The organism is Streptomyces glaucescens (assembly GCF_000761215.1).
GTDB lineage: Bacteria > Actinomycetota > Actinomycetes > Streptomycetales > Streptomycetaceae > Streptomyces > Streptomyces glaucescens_B.
Genome location: NZ_CP009438.1, coordinates 1194642 through 1213860 on the forward strand (window position 1 = coordinate 1194642; position 19219 = coordinate 1213860).

General features: G+C 75.1%; 20 protein-coding genes. 8 read left to right on the top strand and 12 right to left on the bottom strand.

What is annotated here, in order from left to right; translation table 11 throughout:
- Positions 1 to 31 precede the first annotated feature (31 nt).
- Positions 32 to 1237 carry an MFS transporter gene (locus SGLAU_RS05110; protein WP_078957605.1) on the bottom strand — a complete coding sequence of 402 codons (1206 nt, stop codon included), beginning with the start codon at positions 1235 to 1237 and terminating at the stop codon, positions 32 to 34.
- Positions 1238 to 1332: 95 nt separating this feature from the next.
- Between SGLAU_RS05110 and SGLAU_RS05115 the strand changes: the two genes are divergently transcribed.
- Positions 1333 to 2232 carry a LysR family transcriptional regulator gene (locus SGLAU_RS05115; protein WP_043498732.1) on the top strand — a complete coding sequence of 300 codons (900 nt, stop codon included), beginning with the start codon at positions 1333 to 1335 and terminating at the stop codon, positions 2230 to 2232.
- 27 nt (positions 2233 to 2259) lie between these two features.
- Here SGLAU_RS05115 and SGLAU_RS05120 read toward each other — a convergent pair whose 3' ends face one another.
- Genes SGLAU_RS05120 through SGLAU_RS05130 form a run of 3 tightly spaced genes read right to left on the bottom strand, consistent with a single transcriptional unit; the run spans position 2260 to position 4204 of the window.
- Positions 2260 to 2886, bottom strand: coding sequence for a YigZ family protein (locus SGLAU_RS05120; protein ID WP_043498733.1), 627 nt, complete (start codon positions 2884 to 2886; stop codon positions 2260 to 2262).
- Between the two features lie 20 nt (positions 2887 to 2906).
- Positions 2907 to 3458 (bottom strand): SixA phosphatase family protein, encoded by a 552-nt coding sequence (locus SGLAU_RS05125; protein ID WP_043498734.1) that lies wholly within the window; start codon positions 3456 to 3458, stop codon positions 2907 to 2909.
- A complete protein-coding gene (locus tag SGLAU_RS05130; protein ID WP_043498737.1) occupies positions 3455 to 4204 on the bottom strand; it encodes a cysteinyl-tRNA synthetase in 750 nt (249 codons plus the stop codon). Before SGLAU_RS05130 ends, SGLAU_RS05125 begins: the two co-directional genes overlap by 4 nt.
- Positions 4205 to 4325: 121 nt before the next feature.
- On the opposite strand from SGLAU_RS05130, the gene SGLAU_RS05135 reads away from it, so the two are divergent.
- The 3 genes from SGLAU_RS05135 to SGLAU_RS05145 all read left to right on the top strand — a co-directional run bounded on the left by SGLAU_RS05135 (position 4326) and on the right by SGLAU_RS05145 (position 7421).
- Entirely contained in the window at positions 4326 to 4733 is a 408-nt protein-coding gene (locus SGLAU_RS05135; protein ID WP_043498740.1) for a CoA-binding protein, read from the top strand.
- A 59-nt stretch (positions 4734 to 4792) separates the two neighbouring features.
- Positions 4793 to 6022, top strand: a complete 1230-nt coding sequence (locus SGLAU_RS05140; protein WP_043498742.1) for a 4-hydroxybenzoate 3-monooxygenase — start codon at positions 4793 to 4795, stop codon at positions 6020 to 6022.
- A gap of 259 nt (positions 6023 to 6281) precedes the next feature.
- Positions 6282 to 7421 carry a cation diffusion facilitator family transporter gene (locus SGLAU_RS05145; RefSeq protein WP_043498744.1) on the top strand — a complete coding sequence of 380 codons (1140 nt, stop codon included), beginning with the start codon at positions 6282 to 6284 and terminating at the stop codon, positions 7419 to 7421.
- Between the two features lie 32 nt (positions 7422 to 7453).
- On the opposite strand, the gene SGLAU_RS05150 is transcribed toward SGLAU_RS05145, so the two are convergent.
- Together SGLAU_RS05150 and SGLAU_RS05155 are read right to left on the bottom strand one after the other, a co-directional pair.
- Complete coding sequence (locus SGLAU_RS05150; protein WP_043498745.1) at positions 7454 to 8014, bottom strand: YbaK/EbsC family protein; 561 nt, start codon at positions 8012 to 8014, stop codon at positions 7454 to 7456.
- 43 nt (positions 8015 to 8057) lie between these two features.
- A complete protein-coding gene (locus SGLAU_RS05155; RefSeq protein WP_043498748.1) occupies positions 8058 to 8630 on the bottom strand; it encodes a helix-turn-helix domain-containing protein in 573 nt (190 codons plus the stop codon).
- A gap of 124 nt (positions 8631 to 8754) precedes the next feature.
- Here SGLAU_RS05155 and SGLAU_RS05160 point away from each other — a divergent pair, with 124 nt between their 5' ends.
- Positions 8755 to 9612 carry a DMT family transporter gene (locus tag SGLAU_RS05160; protein ID WP_043498750.1) on the top strand — a complete coding sequence of 286 codons (858 nt, stop codon included), beginning with the start codon at positions 8755 to 8757 and terminating at the stop codon, positions 9610 to 9612.
- Position 9613: 1 nt separating this feature from the next.
- Here SGLAU_RS05160 and SGLAU_RS05165 read toward each other — a convergent pair whose 3' ends face one another.
- A complete protein-coding gene (locus SGLAU_RS05165) occupies positions 9614 to 10387 on the bottom strand; it encodes an acyltransferase (RefSeq protein ID WP_043498751.1) in 774 nt (257 codons plus the stop codon).
- Positions 10388 to 10495: 108 nt separating this feature from the next.
- On the opposite strand from SGLAU_RS05165, the gene SGLAU_RS05170 reads away from it, so the two are divergent.
- Positions 10496 to 11032, top strand: a complete 537-nt coding sequence (locus SGLAU_RS05170) for a gamma carbonic anhydrase family protein (protein WP_043506307.1) — start codon at positions 10496 to 10498, stop codon at positions 11030 to 11032.
- 59 nt (positions 11033 to 11091) lie between these two features.
- On the opposite strand, the gene SGLAU_RS05175 is transcribed toward SGLAU_RS05170, so the two are convergent.
- From SGLAU_RS05175 to SGLAU_RS05185, 3 genes are all read right to left on the bottom strand, one after another.
- The gene (locus tag SGLAU_RS05175) at positions 11092 to 11748 is read right to left on the bottom strand and encodes a DedA family protein (protein WP_043498753.1); all 657 of its coding nucleotides are present in this window, start codon (positions 11746 to 11748) and stop codon (positions 11092 to 11094) included.
- Between the two features lie 116 nt (positions 11749 to 11864).
- Positions 11865 to 13616, bottom strand: a complete 1752-nt coding sequence (locus tag SGLAU_RS05180; protein ID WP_244315178.1) for an RICIN domain-containing protein — start codon at positions 13614 to 13616, stop codon at positions 11865 to 11867.
- A 267-nt stretch (positions 13617 to 13883) separates the two neighbouring features.
- Positions 13884 to 14321 carry a DUF4442 domain-containing protein gene (locus tag SGLAU_RS05185; RefSeq protein WP_043498755.1) on the bottom strand — a complete coding sequence of 146 codons (438 nt, stop codon included), beginning with the start codon at positions 14319 to 14321 and terminating at the stop codon, positions 13884 to 13886.
- Between the two features lie 205 nt (positions 14322 to 14526).
- Between SGLAU_RS05185 and SGLAU_RS05190 the strand changes: the two genes are divergently transcribed.
- Positions 14527 to 15582, top strand: a complete 1056-nt coding sequence (locus SGLAU_RS05190) for a hypothetical protein (protein WP_043498757.1) — start codon at positions 14527 to 14529, stop codon at positions 15580 to 15582.
- A gap of 65 nt (positions 15583 to 15647) precedes the next feature.
- Positions 15648 to 17000, top strand: a complete 1353-nt coding sequence (locus tag SGLAU_RS05195) for an MFS transporter (protein WP_052413633.1) — start codon at positions 15648 to 15650, stop codon at positions 16998 to 17000.
- Here SGLAU_RS05195 and SGLAU_RS35855 read toward each other — a convergent pair.
- Both SGLAU_RS35855 and tuf read right to left on the bottom strand, forming a co-directional pair.
- Positions 16962 to 17807 carry a spermidine synthase gene (locus tag SGLAU_RS35855; protein ID WP_043498761.1) on the bottom strand — a complete coding sequence of 282 codons (846 nt, stop codon included), beginning with the start codon at positions 17805 to 17807 and terminating at the stop codon, positions 16962 to 16964. The two genes, SGLAU_RS05195 and SGLAU_RS35855, sit on opposite strands and share 39 nt — an antisense overlap.
- 111 nt (positions 17808 to 17918) lie before the next feature.
- Complete coding sequence (gene tuf, locus SGLAU_RS35860; protein WP_043498763.1) at positions 17919 to 19088, bottom strand: elongation factor Tu; 1170 nt, start codon at positions 19086 to 19088, stop codon at positions 17919 to 17921.
- Positions 19089 to 19219: the final 131 nt, after the last annotated feature.

Consider the following 19219-nt stretch of genomic DNA (forward strand, 5'->3'; position numbering starts at 1 on the left):
GTGCACCTCACTCGGGACCACGCCGTGCCGGTCAGCGGTGGCCGCCGGCCGGCGCGCGGCCGAGGGCGGCCACCGCCAGCGCGCCGACGGCGAGCGCCGCCCCCAGGTACATCACGGCCTCGACGCCCGCACCGTCCGCGGCGAGGCCACCCGAGAACGCTCCGAGCGCGATCGAACCGTTGAACACGCCGACGAACAGCGCCGACACCGCCTCCCGCGCCTCGGGGGCCGCCGCGAGCAGCCAGGTCTGGGCGGAGACCGAGAGACCGCCGTAGGACAGGCCCCAGACCGCCAGCAGCGCCGTCGCCGTGATCACCGAACCGCCGATCAGGGGCACCAGGCCGACCGTCGCGGCCAGCACCAGGCTGATCACCGCGAGCACACCGCGCGGGGAGCGCGAAGCACCGGCGCCGCAGGCGAAGTTGCCGGCCACGCCTGCCACGCCGTACACCAGCAGCAGCGTGCCGATGACCGGTGTGCTCGCCCCGGAGATCTCCTCCAGGGCCGGCCGCACGTACGTGTAGGCGGCGAAGTGCCCGGTGACCAGGAGCGCCACCACACCGAGCCCGGTCGCCACCCGCGCGTCGCCGCCGGCCCGCAGCACGCCGCCGAACCGGACCTCCTGGTCGGCCGGCAGCTTCGGCAGCAGCACCGCCAAGGCCACCAGCACCACCAGCGCGAGGGCGGCGGCGCCGAGGAACGCAGCGCGCCAGCCGGCGAGTTCACCGATGTACGTGCCCGCGGGGACGCCGAGCACCGAGGCCACCGCGACACCGCTGAAGATCAGCGAGGTGGCCGCCCCCACGGACCTGCCCGGGACCAGCCGTACCGCGAGACCGGCCGCGACGGCCCACACCCCGCCCATGCCGAGACCGACCAGGACCCGCGCCGCCACCATGACCGCGAAGTGCGGGGACCAGGCGGCCAGCAGGTTTCCCGCGACGATGACCGCCATGAGACCGCACAGCACCGGGCGGCGGTCGAAGCGGCCCAGAGCCGGGGTGAGCAGCGGCGCGGACACCGCGGCCACCAGCCCCGTGACGGTCAGCGTCAGACCGGCCGTGCCCTCGGTCACCCGCAGCGCGCCGCCGATCGGCGTGAGCAGGCCCACCGGCAGCATCTCGGACGTGACCACGGTGAACGTCGCGCCGGCGACGGCGATGACGGCGGGCCGGCCACCGCCCCACGGGCGCGGGCGGTCCGGGGTCACGGCTGTGAACTTCCCTGTCTGTGCCATGTGTTCAGCCAAGCCGCCGCGACCTGCGGGAACAACGGCCGATCCCTCATGGTTCGATGAGCCGGGCTACTCGATCGACGCGGGAGGGGGCGGCCGTGGGCGGTCCGGAGATCCGCGAGCTGGAGGCGTTCCTCGTGCTCGCGGAGGAACTGCACTTCGGCCGCACGGGCGAGCGGCTGTACGTGTCGCAGAGCCGGGTCAGCCAGCTCCTGCGGTCGCTGGAGGGGCGGATCGGCGCCCCGCTGGTGGAGCGCACCAGCCGCCGCGTGCGCCTGACACCGCTCGGGGAGTCCTTCCTGTCGTCGCTGCGCCCGGCCTACGAGGCGTTGCGGGCGACCGTCGACGAGGCGCGGGCCGCCGCGCGCGGGGTGGGCGGCGTCCTGCGGATCGGCTTCCAGGGGACCGTGGACGACGCTCTCGCCCAGGCCGTCGCCCTGTTCCAGGACCGCTGCCCGGCGTGTGCGATCGAGGTGGCGGAGATCGCGCTGTCCGACCCGTTCGGGCCGGTGCGCCGCAAGGAGGTGGACTGCGCGGTGGTGCTGCTCCCGGTGGCGGAGGACGACCTGGAGCTGGGCCCGGTGTTCTCGCGGCAGCCGCAGACCCTCGCGCTCTCCGCCCGGCACCCGCTGGCGGGGCGGGCATCGGTCTCGGCGGAGGAACTGGCGGACTGCCGGCTGATCGGCGTCCACGACCGCGCTCCCGGGTACTGGCGGCGGGCGCACGCCCCCCGGGTGACACCGGGCGGCCGGCCGATCCCCGCCGGGCCGCTGGTCAACACCCTGCAGGAGGGTCTCTCGCTCGCGGCGGCGGACCGCGGAGCGATGCTGCTCTGCCGCTCGACGGCCCGGTACCACAGCGGTCGCGCCTCGCTGGCGTTCGTCCCGGTCGAGGGTCTGCCGGACTCCCGGCTGGGCCTGGTCCTGCCCCGCGGCACCGGCACCCCGCAGGCCCGCGCCTTCGCACGGGTGGTCGGCGAGAGCCTCGCCCGGGGGTAGGAGGGGGTCACGGCGGCGGGGCCGTGTTCACGCGTCCCCGTACGCCTCCCCGCCCAGTTCGAACCCGGCCGTCCCCGCGGTGGCGTCCGCGAGCCAGGCCCGGAAGGCGTCCACGTCGGCGTCCGGCAGGCCGATCTCGATCGTGACCGCCTCGCCGTAGCGCACGTCCCGCACCTCGCGGCCGGTCGCGCGCAGGTCGTTCTGCACCTTGCCCGCACGCTGGTGGTCGACGGTCACCGTGGCCAGCCGGAACCGGCGCCGGGTGATCGTGCCGAGCGCGTCCAGCGCCTCGCCGACCGCGCCGCCGTACGCCCGGATCAGCCCGCCCGCGCCGAGCTTCACGCCGCCGTAGTAGCGGGTGACGACGGCGGCGACGTAGCGCACGTCACGGCGCAGCAGCATCTGGAGCATGGGGACACCGGCGGTGCCGCCGGGCTCGCCGTCGTCGCTGGCCTTCTGGATCCCGGCGTCGGCGCCGACGACGTACGCCCAGCAGTTGTGGGTGGCGTCGGCGTGCTCCTTGCGCACGCGCGCGATGAACTCCTGCGCCTCCCGTTCGGTCGCCGCCGGTGCGAGGGCGCACAGGAAGCGGGAGCGGTTGACCTCGGTCTCGTGCACGCCCGCGCGGGCGACCGTGCGGTACTCGTCCTGCATCCGGCCAGCCTATGCGGCGGCTACCCGGGCCTGCCCCTGGGCACCGTCAGCCGGGTCAGCAGGGCCGCGCCGGGGGCGAGCGCGCCCCAGTCGGCGCCGTGCCAGGCCAGGACGGCGATCGCCGAGGTCGGGAACTTCGCCCGGACCCGGTCGAGGGTGTCGTCCAGGCCGTCCCCGGCGAGGCCGAGGACCAGGTCCTCCAGCCCGGGGTTGTGGCCGACGAGCAGCAGGGTGCCCACCTCGGGCGGCACCTCGCGCACGACGGCGAGCAGTCCGGCCGCCCCGGCGGCGTACAGCCGCGGGTCGTGCCGGACCGGCGGCCGGGTGGCCCACCGGGCGGCGGCCCGTTCCCAGGTCTCCCGCGCGCGCAGGGCGGTGGAGCACAGGACGAGGTCCGGCAGGCAGCCCGCGGCGGCGAGCGCCCGCCCGGCGGCCGGGGCGTCCCGGCGCCCGCGCGGGGCGAGCGGACGATCATGGTCGGGGACCCCGCAGTCCTCCGGCGGCCGGGCCGACTTGGCATACCGCAGCACCACCAGACGACGCGGCACACCGGCTCCCGCAGGGACCGTCACGCGAGAACCCCCAGGTCACGGGCGAGGTCGAGGCCCAGGAGGCGGTCGGCGTAGACGTACGTCTCGAAACGGGCGCCGTCCGGCAGCTCCGGCTCGCTCTCCACCCACCGCAGGACCCGCAGCACGCCGGGGACGTCCAGGTCGTCCTCCCAGGCGGCCCGGAGCCGTCCGCGGACCTCCTCGGGGACCGGTCGCGACGGCTCCCGTGCCCACCCGGCGACGGCCCGCCGCCACCGGCCCAGGGTCCGCCCGGCCGCGGCCAGCGCCTCGGGGTCCAGCCGGGCCGGCTCCCCGCGGCGCCGGGCCAGCAGCGCGAGCCGCAGCACCGCCGGATCACCGTTCAGCAGCGCCCGGGCCCCGTCCCCCGGCGCATGCGGCGGCCGGGCCGGTTCCACCGCCGCCACCCCCACCCGCACCCCGTCGGGCGCCTCGGCCCCTTCCGCGACGACGTGCAGGACCTGCCGCTCACCCGGTCCCGGCCCCGCCTGCGCCCGGTCCTCCAGGGGGCGGACGCCGAGCGTGCCGGCCGCCGCGCGCAGCTCCGTGCGCCGGTCCTCCGCGCTGAGCAGCCCCCAGACCGGTGTCCCGCCGAGTTCCAGGGCCCGCACGAGCACGTCGGCGACCAGCAGCACGCGCAGGGCCGTGGGGTCGAGGCCCGGCGCGTGGGCCTCGACCCGGGTGAGACCGCGGCGGGCGGGGGCGGCCTCGACGACTTCGCCGGTTCCGGCGTCGATGATGCGCAGCACGGTGCGAGCGTAGGCCCGGACCCTGCCGGACGCAGGTGCGCGGGGCCGGGAATCTTCGCCCGCCGTCCGCCGTTGCCCTGATCGAAGCACCAGGAGAAGTCCACAAGGCCCGGGAGGCCCCGTGTACGGCGACGCAGCCACCGTTCGGAAGATCCTCACCGAGAGCGGTGACACCTGGGCCGTGGTGGGCCTGTCGAACAACGAGCGGCGTGCGGCCCACGGCGTGGCCCGTGTGCTCCAGCGCTTCGGCAAGCGCATCGTGCCCGTCCACCCGAAGGCGGAGACGGTGCACGGCGAGAAGGGTTACGCCTCGCTCGCCGACATCCCCTTCGACGTGGACGTCGTGGACGTCTTCGTCAACAGCGACCTCGCCGGGACCGTCGCCGACGAGGCCGTCGCGAAGGGCGCGAAGGCGGTCTGGTTCCAGCTGGGCGTCATCGACGAGGAGGCGTACGACCGCACCCGGGCCGCCGGCCTGGACATGGTCATGGACCGCTGCCCGGCGATCGAGATCCCGCGGCTCGGCTGAGGGCGTCCCGCCGGCCGGACGGGGACGCCCACCCGACGGCACACCGCCATAATGCTCGGGTGTCCACCGCCTTCCCCCACGTCAACACCCCTGTCCCGCAACGGTTTCCGGTCGTCGTCATCGGTGCCGGGCCGGCCGGGCTCACCCTCGGCAACATCCTGCGGGCCGCTTCCGTGGACTGTGTGGTGCTGGAGGCGCAGAGCAGGGAGTTCATCGAGCGGCGGCCTCGGGCCGGTGTGCTGGAGGAGTGGGCCGTCCGCGGGCTTGAGCGGCGCGGCCTGGCCGGGAACCTGCTGGCCCGGGCGCAGCGGCACACCGAGTGCGAGTTCCGTTTCGGCGGGCAGCGGCGCAGGCTGCCGTACGCCGAGCTGACGGGGCTTCACCACTTCGTCTACCCGCAGCCGTGGCTGGTGACGGACCTGGTCCGCGAGTACGCGGACGTGCGGGGCGGTGACATCCGGTTCGGCGTGCGCGACGTCCGGCTGCACGACCTGGGCACGGACCGCCCGTCGGTGTCGTACCGCTGCCCGGAGAGCGGTGAACGGCGGGTGATCCGCTGCGACTTCGTGGCGGGCTGCGACGGGGCGCGGGGAGTGACGCGTGCCGCGCCGCCCGCGCACCGGACGCGGACGGCCCGGCACGACTACGGCGTCGGCTGGCTGGCGCTGCTCGCCGAGGCGCCGCCGTCCTCCGACTGCGTGGTGTTCGGCGTCCATCCGGCGGGGTTCGCCGGGCACATGGCGCGCAGCCCCGAGGTCACCCGCTACTACCTCCAGTGCCCGCCCGGCGACGACCCGGCGAACTGGCCGCACGAGCGTGTCTGGGCCGAGCTGCGGCAGCGGCTCGCCGCGGCGGACGCCCCGCCGCCGGCGGAGGGGCGGCTGATCGAGAAGCGGGTGCTCGACATGCACAACCTCGTCGTGGCGCCGATGGCGTACGGGCGGCTGTTCCTGGCCGGTGACGCGGCGCACCTGACCGCGCCGATCGCGGCCAAGGGCATGAACCTGGCCCTGCACGACGCCTTCCTGCTGGGTGACGCGCTGACCGGGTACCTCACGCGGGGCGACGAGGGCGGACTGGCCGGTTACTCGGCGGCCTGCCTGCGGCGGGTGTGGGACTACCAGGAGTTCTCGCAGTGGCTGGCCGAGGTGTTCCACGGGCCCGCCTCGGGTGATCCGTTCCGCGCGGGGACGGCGCTGGCCCGGTTGCACCGCCTGTTCGACTCCCCCGGCGCGGCGGGCGCGTTCGCGGAGCAGTACCTGGGCGGTTCCCCGCTCGGCTCCGGGTGACGGACCGGCCCTCGGCTTCCGGTGACGTCCCGGCCTTTCGGCTCCTGGTGACATCCCGGCCTTTCGGCCCCTGGTGACGTCCGGGCCTTCGGCTCCCGGTGACGTCCGGCCGCCCGGCTCCCGGTGACGTCCTGGCCCGGCGCGTGGAGTGCGCTGCTGCGGGGCATGCGCAGGTGATAGGTGCATGCGTGCGCTCTTGCGCACATAATGGCGGAGGGCGCGCACCCCGCCCTCCGCCGCGCACCGGAAGGAGCACCCCGTGAGCGACCGACCCCACGAGCACCACCACCCGCACCCACACTCCCACCAGCACGAGCACCACCACCCGCACCCACACTCCCACCAGCACGAGCACCACCATCCGCACCCGCACTCCCACCGGCACGAGCACTCCCGTCCCCACCCCCGCCGGCAAGGCGTCCGCCATCGCCTCGCCCACCTGTTCACCCCGCACTCCCATGACACCGCCGACAAGGTCGACTCCGCCCTGGAGTCCTCGACCCGCGGCATGCGCGCCCTCTGGGTGTCGCTGGCGGCGCTCGGGGCGACCGCGCTGGCGCAGGCGGTCGTGGTGGCGGTCTCCGGCTCGGTCGCGCTGCTGGGCGACACGGTGCACAACGCCGCCGACGCGCTGACCGCCGTACCGCTCGGCATCGCGTTCGTGCTCGGCCGCCGTGCGGCGAACCGCCGCTTCACCTACGGCTACGGCCGCGCCGAGGACCTGGCGGGGATCGTGATCGTGCTGACCATCGCCGCCTCGGCGGCGTTCGCGGGCTGGACGGCGGTCGAGCGGCTGCTCGATCCGCGCCCGGTGACACACGTGCCGGCGGTGGCGACGGCCGCGCTGGCCGGCTTCGTCGGAAACGAGTGGGTGGCCCGGTACCGGATCCGGGTCGGCCGGCAGATCGGTTCGGCCGCACTGGTCGCCGACGGACTGCACGCCCGCACCGACGGCTTCACCTCACTGGCGGTGCTGCTCGGCGCGGGCGGCTCGGCGCTCGGCTGGCACGCGGCCGATCCGGTCGTCGGACTGGCGATCACCGTGGCGATCGCGCTGGTGCTGCGGGACGCCGCCCGCGAGGTGGTCCGGCGGGTGATGGACGCCGTCGACCCGGCCCTGGTGGACCGGGCCGAGCGGGCGCTGCGTGAGGTGCCGGGCGTGCGCGGGGTGGGCGAGCTGCGGCTGCGCTGGATCGGCCACCGGCTGCGCGCCGAGGTGGCGGTGGTGGTGGACGGCGAGGCGACGGTCCGCGAGGCCCACGCGATCGCGGTGGCCGCCGAGCACGCCCTGCTGCACGCCGTACCGCGGCTGACCGCGGCGCTCGTGCACGCCGATCCGGCGCCGGTGCCGGGCGAGCCGGACCCGCATCTCGCGCTGGCCCACCACGCGACGTCCTGACCCGTGTCCCGGGGCGGCACGGGAGGCGACGGTCAGACGGCCACGCCCAGCCCCTCCAGCACCACCGCGCCGGGCAGTTCGGCGAACGCCTTGCCCGGCACCAGCAGCTTGCCGCGCCGCCGGCCGCTGCCGACCAGGACGTACGGCAGGTCGACGACCGCCGCGTCCACCAGCACCGGCCAGTCGGCGGGCAGCCCGATCGGCGTGATGCCGCCGTACTCCATGCCGGTCTCCCCCGTCGCCGTGTCCATGGACGCGAACGATGCCTTGCGGGCGCCGAGCCGGCGGCGGACGACGCCGTTGACGTCGACCCGGGTGGTGGAGAGCACCACGCAGGCGGCGAGCGTGCTCCCGCCGCCGCGCTTGCCGGCCACGACCACGCAGTTCGCGGACCGCTCCAGCAGCTCGCGGCCGTAGTGCTCCACGAAGACGGCGGTGTCCGCCCACTGCGGGTCGGTGTCGACGTAGAGGATCTGCTCGGCCGGGACGGCGCCGGACCAGTCCCGTACGGCGTCGGCGACCGGCCGGGTCAGTGCGTCGAGGCAGTCGGGGGCGGGGGTGGCCTGGTCGAAGTCTCCGATGGGTGCGCGCATGGCGGCACGCTAACAGCCGTGCGGCGCCGCGCGGCGGGGTGTCTCAGCGGACGGGCGGCACCGACACGGCCATGATCATCCGCATCGGCCGCTCGCCCGTGTTGCCGTACGTGTGTGCGATATCGGCCTCGAAGGAGGCGCTGGCGCCCGCCGGGACGCGGTACTCCGTGCCGTCCACGGTCAGCGTCAGCTCCCCTTCCGTGACGTGGAGCAGCTCGACCGTTCCGGCGGGGTGCGGATCGGAGTCGCTGCGCTCGCCCGGCATCAGCCGCCACTGCCACATCTCCAGCGGGCCGGGCGCCTCGGCGCCGGCGAGCAGGAGGTTGTAGCTGCCCGCGTCGGTGTGCCAGAGCCGGACGGCCTGCTCGGCGGGGACGACCCGGACCCTGGGGCCCTGTTCGTAGTCGAGCAGGGTGGTGATGCTGACGCCGAGCGCGTCGCCGATCTTGACGACCGTGCCGAGGCTGGGGTTGGTGCGCGCCTGCTCGATCTGGATGAGCATGCCGCGGCTGACGCCGGCCCGGGCGGCGAGCACGTCGAGCGTGAAGCCGCGTACCGCCCGCCAGTGCTTGACGCTGCGCGCCAGGGACTGCGTCAGCAGGTCGAGGTCCGACACATTCCGTCCAAGGGAAGCCGTGGCCCACTCAAGGTGGTCCAATATTCTGGATGACAGAGTTCAGTAGACTGAACTACGGTGGGGTGCACCCGATCGTTCACCGAACTGTACTGCGAGGCGGCCCGTGACAGCACTCTTCGCCCTGGCCACCAGCCTCCTGTGGGGCCTGGCCGACTTCGGCGGCGGCCTGCTGGCCCGGCGCACGCCCGCGCTCACCGTGGTCGTCGTCTCCCAGTCGATCGCCGTGCTGGTCCTCGGCGCGCTCGTCGCCGCGACCGGCGCCTGGAGCGAGGCCGGGCCGCAGCTCTGGTTCGCGGTGGGCGCCGGACTGGTGGGACCGGTCGCGATGCTCGCCTTCTACAAGGCCCTCGCCCTCGGACCGATGGGCGTCGTCTCCCCGCTGGGCTCGCTGGGCGTGGCGGTCCCCGTCGGAGTGGGCCTGGTCCTGGGCGAGCGGCCCGGGCTGCTCCAGCTCGCGGGCATCGTGGTCGCCGTGACCGGGGTGGTGCTCGCGGGCGGGCCCCAGTTCCGGGGCGCCCCGGTCCAGCGCCAGGCCGTCCTGCTCACCCTCCTCGCGGCGTTCGGCTTCGGCGCGGTGATGGCCCTGATCGCCGAGGCGTCGACCACCGTCACCGGCCTGTTCCTCGCCCTGTTCGTACAGCGGGTCACCAACGTCGTCGCGGGCGGCACCGCCCTGTACGTCTCCGTGCGGCGCGGCGCCCCCGCCCTCCCCCCGGACGGTTTCCCCTGGGGTGCGCTGCCCGCGCTCGCCTTCGTCGGACTCGCCGACGTCGCGGCCAACGGCACCTACGCGATCGCCGCCCGCCACGGCCCGGTCACCGTGGCCGCCGTGCTCGCCTCGCTCTACCCGGTGGTGACCGCGCTGGCGGCGCGCGGCGTCCTCAGCGAACGACTGCGCGCGGTGCAGGCCGCGGGCGCCGGACTGGCCCTCGCGGGCTCGCTGCTGCTCGCGACCGGCTGACTCAGCGCTCGGCGTCGACCTCGTCCAGCTCCGCGAGGCGGGCCACCGCCTCCTCGTCGAGCCCCGACAGCCGCACCAGCTGGTCGGACGTCACGCCCTCCGGTATCGGCACCGGGGCCGGGGTGCGCAGCGGCGGCTGCCAGCCCCCGGCACGCGTCCAGCGCCGTACGACCCTGGCGGGCGCCCCCGCCACCACGGCGTGGTCGGGCACCGTGCCGCGCACCACCGCCCCGGCCGCCACCACGACGTTCCGCCCGATCCGGGCCCCCGGCAGGATCACCGCGCCGGTGCCGATCCAGCAGCCCGGACCGATCTCCACCGGCTCCATCCGCGGCCACTGCCTGCCGATCGGCTGGTGCGGATCGTCGTACGAGTGGTTGGTGGAGGTGACGTAGACGTACGGGCCGAAGTAGCAGTCGCTGCCGATGGTGACCGTGGTGTCGGCGATGACATGGCTGCCGCGGCCGAGGACCACACCATCGCCGATGCGCAGGATCGGCTCGGGACCGAGGTCGAGATCGGGCATCAGACCGGCCGTCAGGGTCACCTGCTCGCCGACGATGCAGTGCGACCCCACGTGGATCCACGGCTCCCCGAAGACCGTGCCGAGCGGGAAGGCCAGCCGGGTGCCGGCCCCCATCGAGCCGAAGCGGAACCGTCCCGGGTGCTCGGCGGTGACCGAACCGGTGCGCTGCAGCCAGGCCCAGCCCGCGTGGACCGCCCGCTGGGCCAGCCGGCGGCGCCATGAGGAGAACGTGTTCGTGGGCTTCGGCACCCGCTCACGGTACTCAGGGGGCGGTGTACCCGACGGCCGGGAGGCCTGTGATCTTCGCCCCACCGGGTGGCGTACCGTGCGGGGGTACTCGACGACCAGGAGGCGACGATGGCTCACCAGGCCCTGATCACGGGGATCGGCGGCAAGGAACCGGCGGTGCACCCGGAGGCGTTCGTGGCGCCCGGGTCCACCGTGATCGGCGACGTGACGCTCGGGGCGGGCGCGAGTGTCTGGTACGGGGCGGTGCTGCGCGGCGACGTCGAGCGGATCTCGGTGGGCGCCGACAGCAACGTGCAGGACAACTGCACGCTCCACGCCGACCCCGGCTTCCCCGTCACCGTCGGCGAGCGCGTCTCCATCGGGCACAACGCCGTCGTGCACGGCGCGACCGTCGAGGACGACTGCCTGATCGGCATGGGCGCCACGGTGCTCAACGGGGCGGTCATCGGCGCGGGTTCGCTGGTCGCCGCGCAGGCACTGGTGCCGCAGGGCATGCGCGTGCCCCCGGGCTCGCTCGTCGCCGGCGTACCGGCCAAGGTCAAGCGGGAGCTGACCGACGAGGAACGCCAGGGCGTGACGCTGAACGGGACGATGTACGCGGAGCTGGCGAAGGCCCACCGCGACGTGCACGCTTCCCGCCCCTAGGACCCTTCGCGCGGACCCGGCGGCCGGGCGTCGGTCCGTGCGGACCCGGCGGCCGGCCGTCAGTCGGCGGCCGGGACCGGTTCCGGCTCGGCCACCGGCTGCCGCGCGGTCTGCGTCGCCTGCTTCGCCTTGCGCTTGATGACCAGCATCGAGGCGAGGCCGACGCACACGGCCAGCACCAGGCCGATCCACGAGAACCGCTTGAGCCAGGCCTCGGCCACCACCCCGACGTAGTAGATGACCGCGGTGGTGCCGCCCGCCCAGACGATGCCGCCGAGCACGTTGGCGATGAGGAACTTCCAGTACGGCATCCGCAGCACACCCGCGAGCGGGCCGGCGAAGATCCGGAGCAGGGCGATGAACCGGCCGAAGAAGACGGCCCACATGCCCCACTTCTCGAAGGACCGCTCGGCGGTGGCGATGTGCCCCTCACTGAAGTGGCGGGGGAACTTGTTGCCCAGCCAGGCCAGCAGCGGGCGGCCGCCCTTGCGTCCGATGGCGTAGCCGATGGAGTCGCCGATGATCGCGCCGGCGGTCGCGCAGGCGCCGAGGATCACCGGGTCGATGTCGCCGTGCTGGGAGGCGAGGAGCGCGGAGGAGACCAGGATGATCTCGCCCGGCAGCGGGATGCCCAGGCTCTCCAGCCCGATGACCACTCCCACCAGCGCGTAGATGCTGACCGCGGGTACGGTCTCGAGCCATTCCTGGACGTGCACCGCAGCTTCCCTCCCGTCGCGTGGCCGGCATGCGCCCGGGCGGGCGCGTGCCGGTGCAGCCTACCGGGTCGGGGTGACACCGCCGTGTCCCACGGGTCACCGCGGTGGACGCCGGTTCAGCCGGGGGGTGCGGCGAGGGCCGTGAGGACGGCTTCCCGGGCGGCCGGTACGGCGGGCTCCTCCGCGGACGCCGGCCCGGGGGCCGCAGCGGGGAGGAGCGCCGGCACGGTCCGCGCGACCGGTGCGGGCGGCGGCTGCTGCCCGGAGGCGTTGTCGAACCGGCGCCTGGGCCGGTTCTCCGCGGCGCCGTCGTCGACCGCTTCCAGGTCCCAGCGCTGCCCGGCCGAGCCGTCCCGGCCGGTGACGACGACGGTCGCCCCGGGACCTGCGGCGACGGCCCGGCCCGGGTCCCGGACGGGCAGGAGTTCGCCGCGCACGGTGAGGTCGTAGCGCGTCCGCCCGGCCGGGGCGGCGCAGTCGGCGAGCACGGCCGTCCGGTCGCCGGCGTCCAGGCAGAGCGCCGGGTCGGCGGCGCTGCGCAGCAGGCCGTCCTCGCGGTACGACCACTGCCCGGCGGAGGAGCAGTGCGCGAGCCCCGCCCGCGCGCCGGCCTCGGGCGCACCGCCGGGGTCGAGGCACCGGCCGGCGAGCCGGTTGCGGAGCCGGCCCCGGGCGAGTTCGTCCGCGTGGCCGGCGGGGGCGGCCGTGGGAGGCGGGGCGGGGTGCGTGGGGTCGGCGCCCGGGTGGAGGGTGTGGCTGCCGGGGGCGCCCCGGGTGGCGTCCGAACCGGGGCCGACACCGTTGTCACCGGGCCGGCCCCCGACGGCGAGCAGGGTGGCGAGCAGCGCGACGGAGGTGGCGCCGATGCCGATGAGGAGAGCGGGGGCGGGCCGTCGGAAGCCCGCGCGCGGCACGCCGCCGCGGGCCGCGGTGGTGCGGTGCCGGCCGACGGCCGCCGGGCGGGTGCGGTCACGGGTGCGCGCCCGCCGGCCGGGTGCGGCGGTCGCGGGGGCGGCGGCGCGGCCGGGTGCGGCTGTCGCGGGGGCGGCGGTGCGGCCCGGGCGGGAGTCGAGATAGCGGCGGGCGCCCCAGCCGAGCACGGTCTCCGCGAGCAGGGGCGCGAGGGAGCCGTCGAACGAGGCGAGTTGTTCGGCTGCGTACCGGCAGTACCGGCACTCCTGGAGATGCCGTTGCACATCGGGCAGCAGGGCTCCGCCCCGGCGCATCGGGACGTCGAGCAGACGGTTGTGGAACCGGCATTCCTTGGTGGGTGCGAGTTCCCGGTGGGCGCGTACGCAATTCGCCCGGAATTGCTCTCTCGCCCGCTCCAGCGCGGTCCTGGCGGTGGGTGCGTCGATGCCCAGCAGACCGGCGGGTATGGTTATCGGTTCGGCTTCCACCTCGGTATGCCAGAGCAGACATTGCGCGGCTCCGGGAAGGGCGTGGAACGCGCGTTCGGCGAGGCGCCGCCGCTCCGGTGTGACCGCCCGGGTGGCGCGCAGTCCGCGCGCCCCGGTGGTCTTGCCCAGTTCCGGCATGAGCGCCGTCAGCCCCGCGTCGGCGGCCCACCCGGCGACCGTCCACCGCACGGCCGTGAGCAGGCGCGGCCGCAGGGCGCCGCCCGCCGGGGTGCCCAGGACCTGCCGGAACGCGGCACCGGCGGCCATGGCGGCCGAACTCGCCGGGGTGGCCAGGCAGATGGCGGCGTACTCGTGCGCCGCCCGCCAGTGCCGGGCGAGCAGCAGCGGGAGGGCCCGGGGGTCGGCGCCGGGGCCGCCGAGACGGGCGAGGAGTTCGCGGTCGGAGAGCCCGGGACCGGATCCGGGGCGGGGCGGGTGGGGCGGATGTGGGGGGTAAGGAGGTTGCACGGAAAACCTTTTTCCTTCCGCACGTACAGGTGCCTTGCCTTTTCCTTCCCGCGGGGTGCCACACCTTCGCACAGACGCACCAGGCGAAACAAGGAGTTCGGGCGGCCAGGATTCGACCCGGCACGAATACATGGGCGTTACCGACGGTATCCGCACCGGCATTCGGAATGGCCGCCTTTTCAGGCGGTCGGGCGCGCGCCGCGGGCGGCTCGCGCACACGACGCGGGCCCCGGCCGTGACGGCCGGGGCCCGCGTCGGCCTGACGGCTCAGCTGTGGGGACGCAGCGTCCACACCACCGTCATCTCGCTCGTGACGGCGCCGTCCTCGCGCTGGATCGCGACGCTCACCGGGAACTCCGGACGCTCACCCGCGTCGAGTTCCGCGACGACGTCGGCGATCGGGCGGCCGAGGGTCGCCGTGGCCTTCACCGGACCCAGGGCGATCTTCTTGAACGCGATGTCGGCGTGGACCGGGAGGGGGACCGCGCGCGAGAGCTGGTCGCCGAACGCGGCCAGGACGATCGCGCCGCTGGCCGACTCACCGAGGGTGAACATGGCCCCCGCGTGCGGCCCGCCGACGTGGTTGCGGTACTCGCTCTGGTCCGGCAGGGCCAGCACGGCCCTCTCCGGGGTGGTCTCCAGGTACTCCAGGTTCAGGGTCCGAACCATCGGCACCGTGGCGGCGAGCAGTTCGCCGATCGACATCTGGTCTGCGCTCATGACCGCAGGTTACCCGCGAGTAGCCTCCACTGGCCAGAGCGGTGCGACGATCGCCGTGCGCTTCCGGCCGCCCGCACGGTCCGGCCGTAGGGGGCGCCGTCCGGAGGTCGCGGACGCACACGGTTTCGCTACCGCCCTGACGAGAGGCGGTGACCGAATCGTGTCGTGGACACCACTAGGGTTACCGCACATGTGGCCAGGACAGCAGCAGCCCGGGGGCGAGCAGAACCCGCAGGGGCAGAACCACCCGCAGGGGCAGAACAACCCGTACCAGCAGCCGGGGTACCAGCAGCCGAATCCCTACCAGCAGCCCGGCTACCAGCAGCCCAACCCGTACCAGCAGCAGCCGCAGTGGAACACCCCCGCACCGGCGGGCGCCCCGCAGCCGGCGACGGTGGTCGCGGGCGGAGGCGGCGGCGCCGGCGGTGGCGGCAACCGGACCAAGCTGGTCGCGATCGTGGCGGCCACGGCCGTCGTCGTGGCGGCCGGCGTGACCGGATTCCTGGTCCTGGGGGGCGACAAGGACGACGAGGCCGGCGGCGGGTCCGGGACGAAGGCCAGCCAGTCGCCCACGCCGACCGCCGAACCCACCGCCACGTCCTCGGGGGGCGACGACAACCCGCGCGACGGCGAGGCCGAGAAGCCGACGATCGCGGGCTGGAAGGTCGTCGTGAACCCCCGGTGGGGCGTCGCCTTCGACGTGCCCGCCGACTGGGAGGTGCGGGACCCGGGCGTGCTCATCGCGTTCGAGGAGGAGAACGCGGACGAGCTGAAGCCCCTCGTCACCATGACCGGAACCGCCGTCTACAAGTCCAAGTGGTGCACGTCCGACGACGACAAGGACGGCCGGACCGAGGACACCTCGCTCGCCGCCGTCGGCACCAAGGGCGCGGACGGCGCCAAGAACACCGACGAGGTCGCCATCAACACGGTCGCCTGGTGGGTCTACGGCGGCTACACCCAGCCGGACAAGAAGAGCATGGTCTTCGAGGAGAAGGCCGAGCCCTTCACCACCACCTCCGGCATCGAGGGCAGCATCGCCTGGGCGGAGTCCAAGGACACCCCCCGCAAGGGCAAGTGCGCGAGCGACGGCAAGGCGATGACGTTCGGCTTCAAGAACTCCGCGGGCAACTACGTGTCGTGGAACTTCTTCGGCGCCAAGGGCGTGAAGCAGGAAGTCACCAAGGAGACCATCCTGAAGATCGCCGGCACCGTCCGGCTGCACGGTGAGCCCACGGAGGGCTGACCCGCGCAGGGCGGGGGCGCGGACCCGGTTTGGCAAGCCGGGCCCCGGGCGGTGATAGTCAGCCGGTGAACTCCGCCGCCGATCCCACCGTCCCCGCCCCCGGGCGCCGTCCGCGCAGGCCCGCGCCGCGCAGACCCGCCTGGGCGGGGCGCAACTACAGCCTGCTGACCGCCGCCGCGGCCGTCACCCACCTGGGCAGCCACGGCGCCCTGATCGCCGCCGCGTTCGCCGTGCTCGACGCCGGCGGCGACGGCGGCGACGTGGGTCTGGTCGCCGCCGCCCGCACCGTGCCGCTGGTGCTGTTCCTGCTGATCGGCGGCGCGCTGGCGGACCGGCTGCCGCGGCACCGGGTGATGGTCGCGGCGAACGTCCTCAACTGCGCCTCGCAGGGCGCGTTCGCCCTGCTGGTGCTCACCGGCGACCCGCAGTTGTGGCAGATGATGCTGCTCACCGCCCTGAACGGCACCGGTCAGGCGTTCTTCAGCCCGGCCGCCGAGGGCATGCTGCTCTCCTCGGTGCAGGGCGAGCAGGCCGGCCGGGCCTTCGCGGTGTTCCGGATGGCGATGCAGGGCGCGGCGCTGGGCGGCGCCGCCCTCGGTGGCGCCATGGTCGCGGCGATCGGACCGGGCTGGGTGCTGGCGGCCGACGCGGCGGCCTTCGCGGTCGCCGCGGGGCTGCGCTCCTTCCTCGACGTCAGCGGTGTCCCGGCGCGCGCGCCGGGCGGCGGCCTGCTCGCCGATCTGCGCGAGGGCTGGCGGGAGGTCGCCGGACGGCCCTGGCTGTGGGGCATCGTCGTGCAGTTCTCGCTCGCCAACGCCGTGGTCGCCGCCGCCGACGCGGTCTACGGCCCGCTGGTCGCCCGCGACCACCTCGGCGGGCCCGCGCCCTGGGGTCTGGCGCTCGGCTTCTTCGGGGCGGGCACGGTCGCCGGCGCGCTGCTGATGACCCGCTGGAAGCCGCGCCGGCTGCTGCTCGCGGGCACGCTGTGCGTCTTCCCGCTGGCCCTGCCCTCCGCGGCGCTCGCCGTGCCGGTGCCGGCGGCCGCGCTGTGCGCGGTGATGTTCGTGACCGGGGTGACGCTGGAGGTGTTCGGGGTGTCCTGGATGACCGCCCTGCACCAGGAGATACCGGAGGACAAGCTCTCCCGGGTCTCGGCCTACGACTGGTTCGGCTCGGTGGCGCTGGTGCCGCTGGCCACGGCCCTGGCCGGCCCCGCCGAGCAAGCGTTCGGGCGCACCGCGGCGCTGTGGGGGTGCGCGGTGCTGGTCGTGGTGGCCACGGCGGCGGTGCTGTGCGTGCCGGACGTACGCCGTCTGCGGCGGCGGACCAAGGAGGTCGCGGTGGCGGGCGCGCCGGCCGTGCCCGGCGCCGGGAGCGGCTCAGCCGATGCCGAACGCGCCGTCGGGGGGCTCGGGTGACGGTACGGCGTCCTCGTCGCGGACGGGCCGGGCATCGCCGGTGAAGGCCCGCAGCGCGCTCCCGTGCTCGACCCGGGCGGGGAAGGCGTCGGCGGCGGTGAGCCGGGTCAGCGCGGCGATGCCGACCGGACGGTGCGCGGCGACCAGCACCGCGTTGCCGAACCGGCGGCCCCGCAGTACGGCCGGTTCGGCGATCAGCGCGAGTTCCGCGAAGACCGCCGCGAAGGTGGCGAGCTGGGAGCGGAGGAAGGCGAAGGGCGCCGCGTCGGCGAGGTTCGCCAGGTAGACGCCGTCCGCGCGCAGCACCCGCTCGGCCTCCCGGGCGTAGGCGAGGGAGGTCAGGTGCGCGGGCACCCGGGAGCCGCCGAACACGTCGGCGACGAGGACGTCCGCGCTGTCGTCGGGGGCACCGGCCAGCCAGTCCCGGGCGTCGGCCGCGTGCAGCGCGATGCCGGCGCCGGCCGGGAGGGGCAGGTGTTCGACGACGAGGTCCAGCAGCGCCCGGTCGGCCTCGACGACGTCCTGCCGGGAGCCGGGCCGGGTCGCCGCCACGTACCGGGGCAGGGTCAGCGCCCCGCCGCCGAGGTGCAGCACGTCCAGCGCCCGTTCCGGCTCCGCGAGGGTGTCGAGCACGTGCCCGAGCCGCCGGGCGTACTCGAACTCCAGGTGCGCCGGCTCGTCGAGGTCCACGTACGACTGGGGCGCTCCGTCCACGGTGAGCAGCCAGGCCCGCTCCCGGTCCACGTCGGGCATCAGCTTGGCCGTCCCCTGATCGACGGACCGGCTGACGGGTATGGGCTCGTTCACGGGTCCATTGTGCCGGTGGCCGCGGCCCGCCCCACGCCGCCGGGCCGCCTGCGGGGGCGGGGTGGCGCCCGCCGGCCGGCCCGGCGCCGGAAGGCGGGCGCCACCCGTCGTTCAGCCGACGGTGGTCACCGTGCCCGCGCCGACCGTGCGTCCGCCCTCGCGGACGGCGAAGCCGAGGCCCGGCTCCAGCGGCACCTCGCGGTCCAGCTCCACCGTCACGGTGACGGTGTCGCCGGGGCGGGCGACCGCGGTGTCGCCGAGGTCGACGGTGCCGGCCACGTCGGCGGTGCGGAGGTAGAACTGCGGCCGGTAGCCGGTGGCCACCGGTGTCGTCCGGCCGCCCTCGCGGGCCGACAGGACGTACACCCGCGCGGTGAAGCGCCGGCGGGGCGCGACGCTGCCGGGCGCGGCGACGACGTGCCCGCGCCGGACCGCGTCGCGGGGCACGCCGCGCAGCAGCAGGGCCACGTTGTCCCCGGCCTGCGCCTCCTCCATCGGCTTGCCGAACGTCTCCAGGCCGGTGACGACCGACTGCACGCCGGCCCCCGGCACCTCGACCCGGTCGCCGAGCCGGACCGTGCCCCGCTCGACGGCGCCGGTGACGACGGTGCCGCGGCCGGTGATGGTCAGCACGTTCTCCACGGGCAGCAGGAACGGTGCGTCCAGGTACCGCTCGGGCAGGGGCACATAGGTGTCCACCGCGTCGAGCAGCGCCTCGACGGACGCCGTCCAGCGCGGGTCGCCCTCCAGTGCCCTCAGCCCGGAGACGCGGACGACCGGGACGGAGTCGCCGCCGTAGCCGTGCGCGGTGAGCAGGTCGCGGACCTCCAGTTCGACCAGGTCGATCAGCTCCTCGTCGCCCGCGTCCGCCTTGTTCAGGGCGACGACGACGTGGTCGACGCCCACCTGCCGGGCGAGCAGCACGTGCTCCGCGGTCTGCGGCATGATCCCGTCGAGCGCGGAGACGACGAGGATCGCCCCGTCGAGCTGGGCCGCGCCGGTGACCATGTTCTTCACGTAGTCGGCGTGGCCGGGCATGTCGACGTGCGCGTAGTGCCGGGTGTCGGTCTCGTACTCGACGTGCGCGATGTTGATGGTGATGCCCCGCGCCGCCTCCTCCGGGGCGCGGTCGATGCGGTCGGACGGCACGAACGTGCCGGTGCCGCGCTCGGCGAGGACCTTGGTGATGGCGGCGGTCAGGGTGGTCTTGCCGTGGTCGACGTGGCCCATGGTGCCGATGTTGAGGTGCGGTTTGGTGCGGACGTACGCCGTCTTGGACATGGCGGTACCTCGACGTCTCTGCGGAGCGGGCTCCGCGCCGGAGGAAGGGGGACCCCGAGGACTGGCCGACCCTCCCCCTGCGGGGTCCGCCGGACGATCCGGAGAGGGTCAGCTTCGGGCGCCGTCGACGG

Excerpts from the sequence above, each read along its gene's own strand:
- SGLAU_RS05150 (WP_043498745.1), bottom strand. The coding sequence starts at position 8,014 with ATGCGCGCACCCATCGGAGACTTCGACCAGGCCACCCCCGCCCCCGAC.
- SGLAU_RS05190 (WP_043498757.1), top strand. The coding sequence starts at position 14,527 with ATGTGGCCAGGACAGCAGCAGCCCGGGGGCGAGCAGAACCCGCAGGGG.
- SGLAU_RS05110 (WP_078957605.1), bottom strand. The coding sequence starts at position 1,237 with ATGGCACAGACAGGGAAGTTCACAGCCGTGACCCCGGACCGCCCGCGC.
- SGLAU_RS05120 (WP_043498733.1), bottom strand. The coding sequence starts at position 2,886 with ATGCAGGACGAGTACCGCACGGTCGCCCGCGCGGGCGTGCACGAGACC.
- tuf (WP_043498763.1), bottom strand. The coding sequence starts at position 19,088 with ATGTCCAAGACGGCGTACGTCCGCACCAAACCGCACCTCAACATCGGC.
- SGLAU_RS05185 (WP_043498755.1), bottom strand. The coding sequence starts at position 14,321 with ATGTCGATCGGCGAACTGCTCGCCGCCACGGTGCCGATGGTTCGGACC.
- SGLAU_RS05170 (WP_043506307.1), top strand. The coding sequence starts at position 10,496 with ATGGCTCACCAGGCCCTGATCACGGGGATCGGCGGCAAGGAACCGGCG.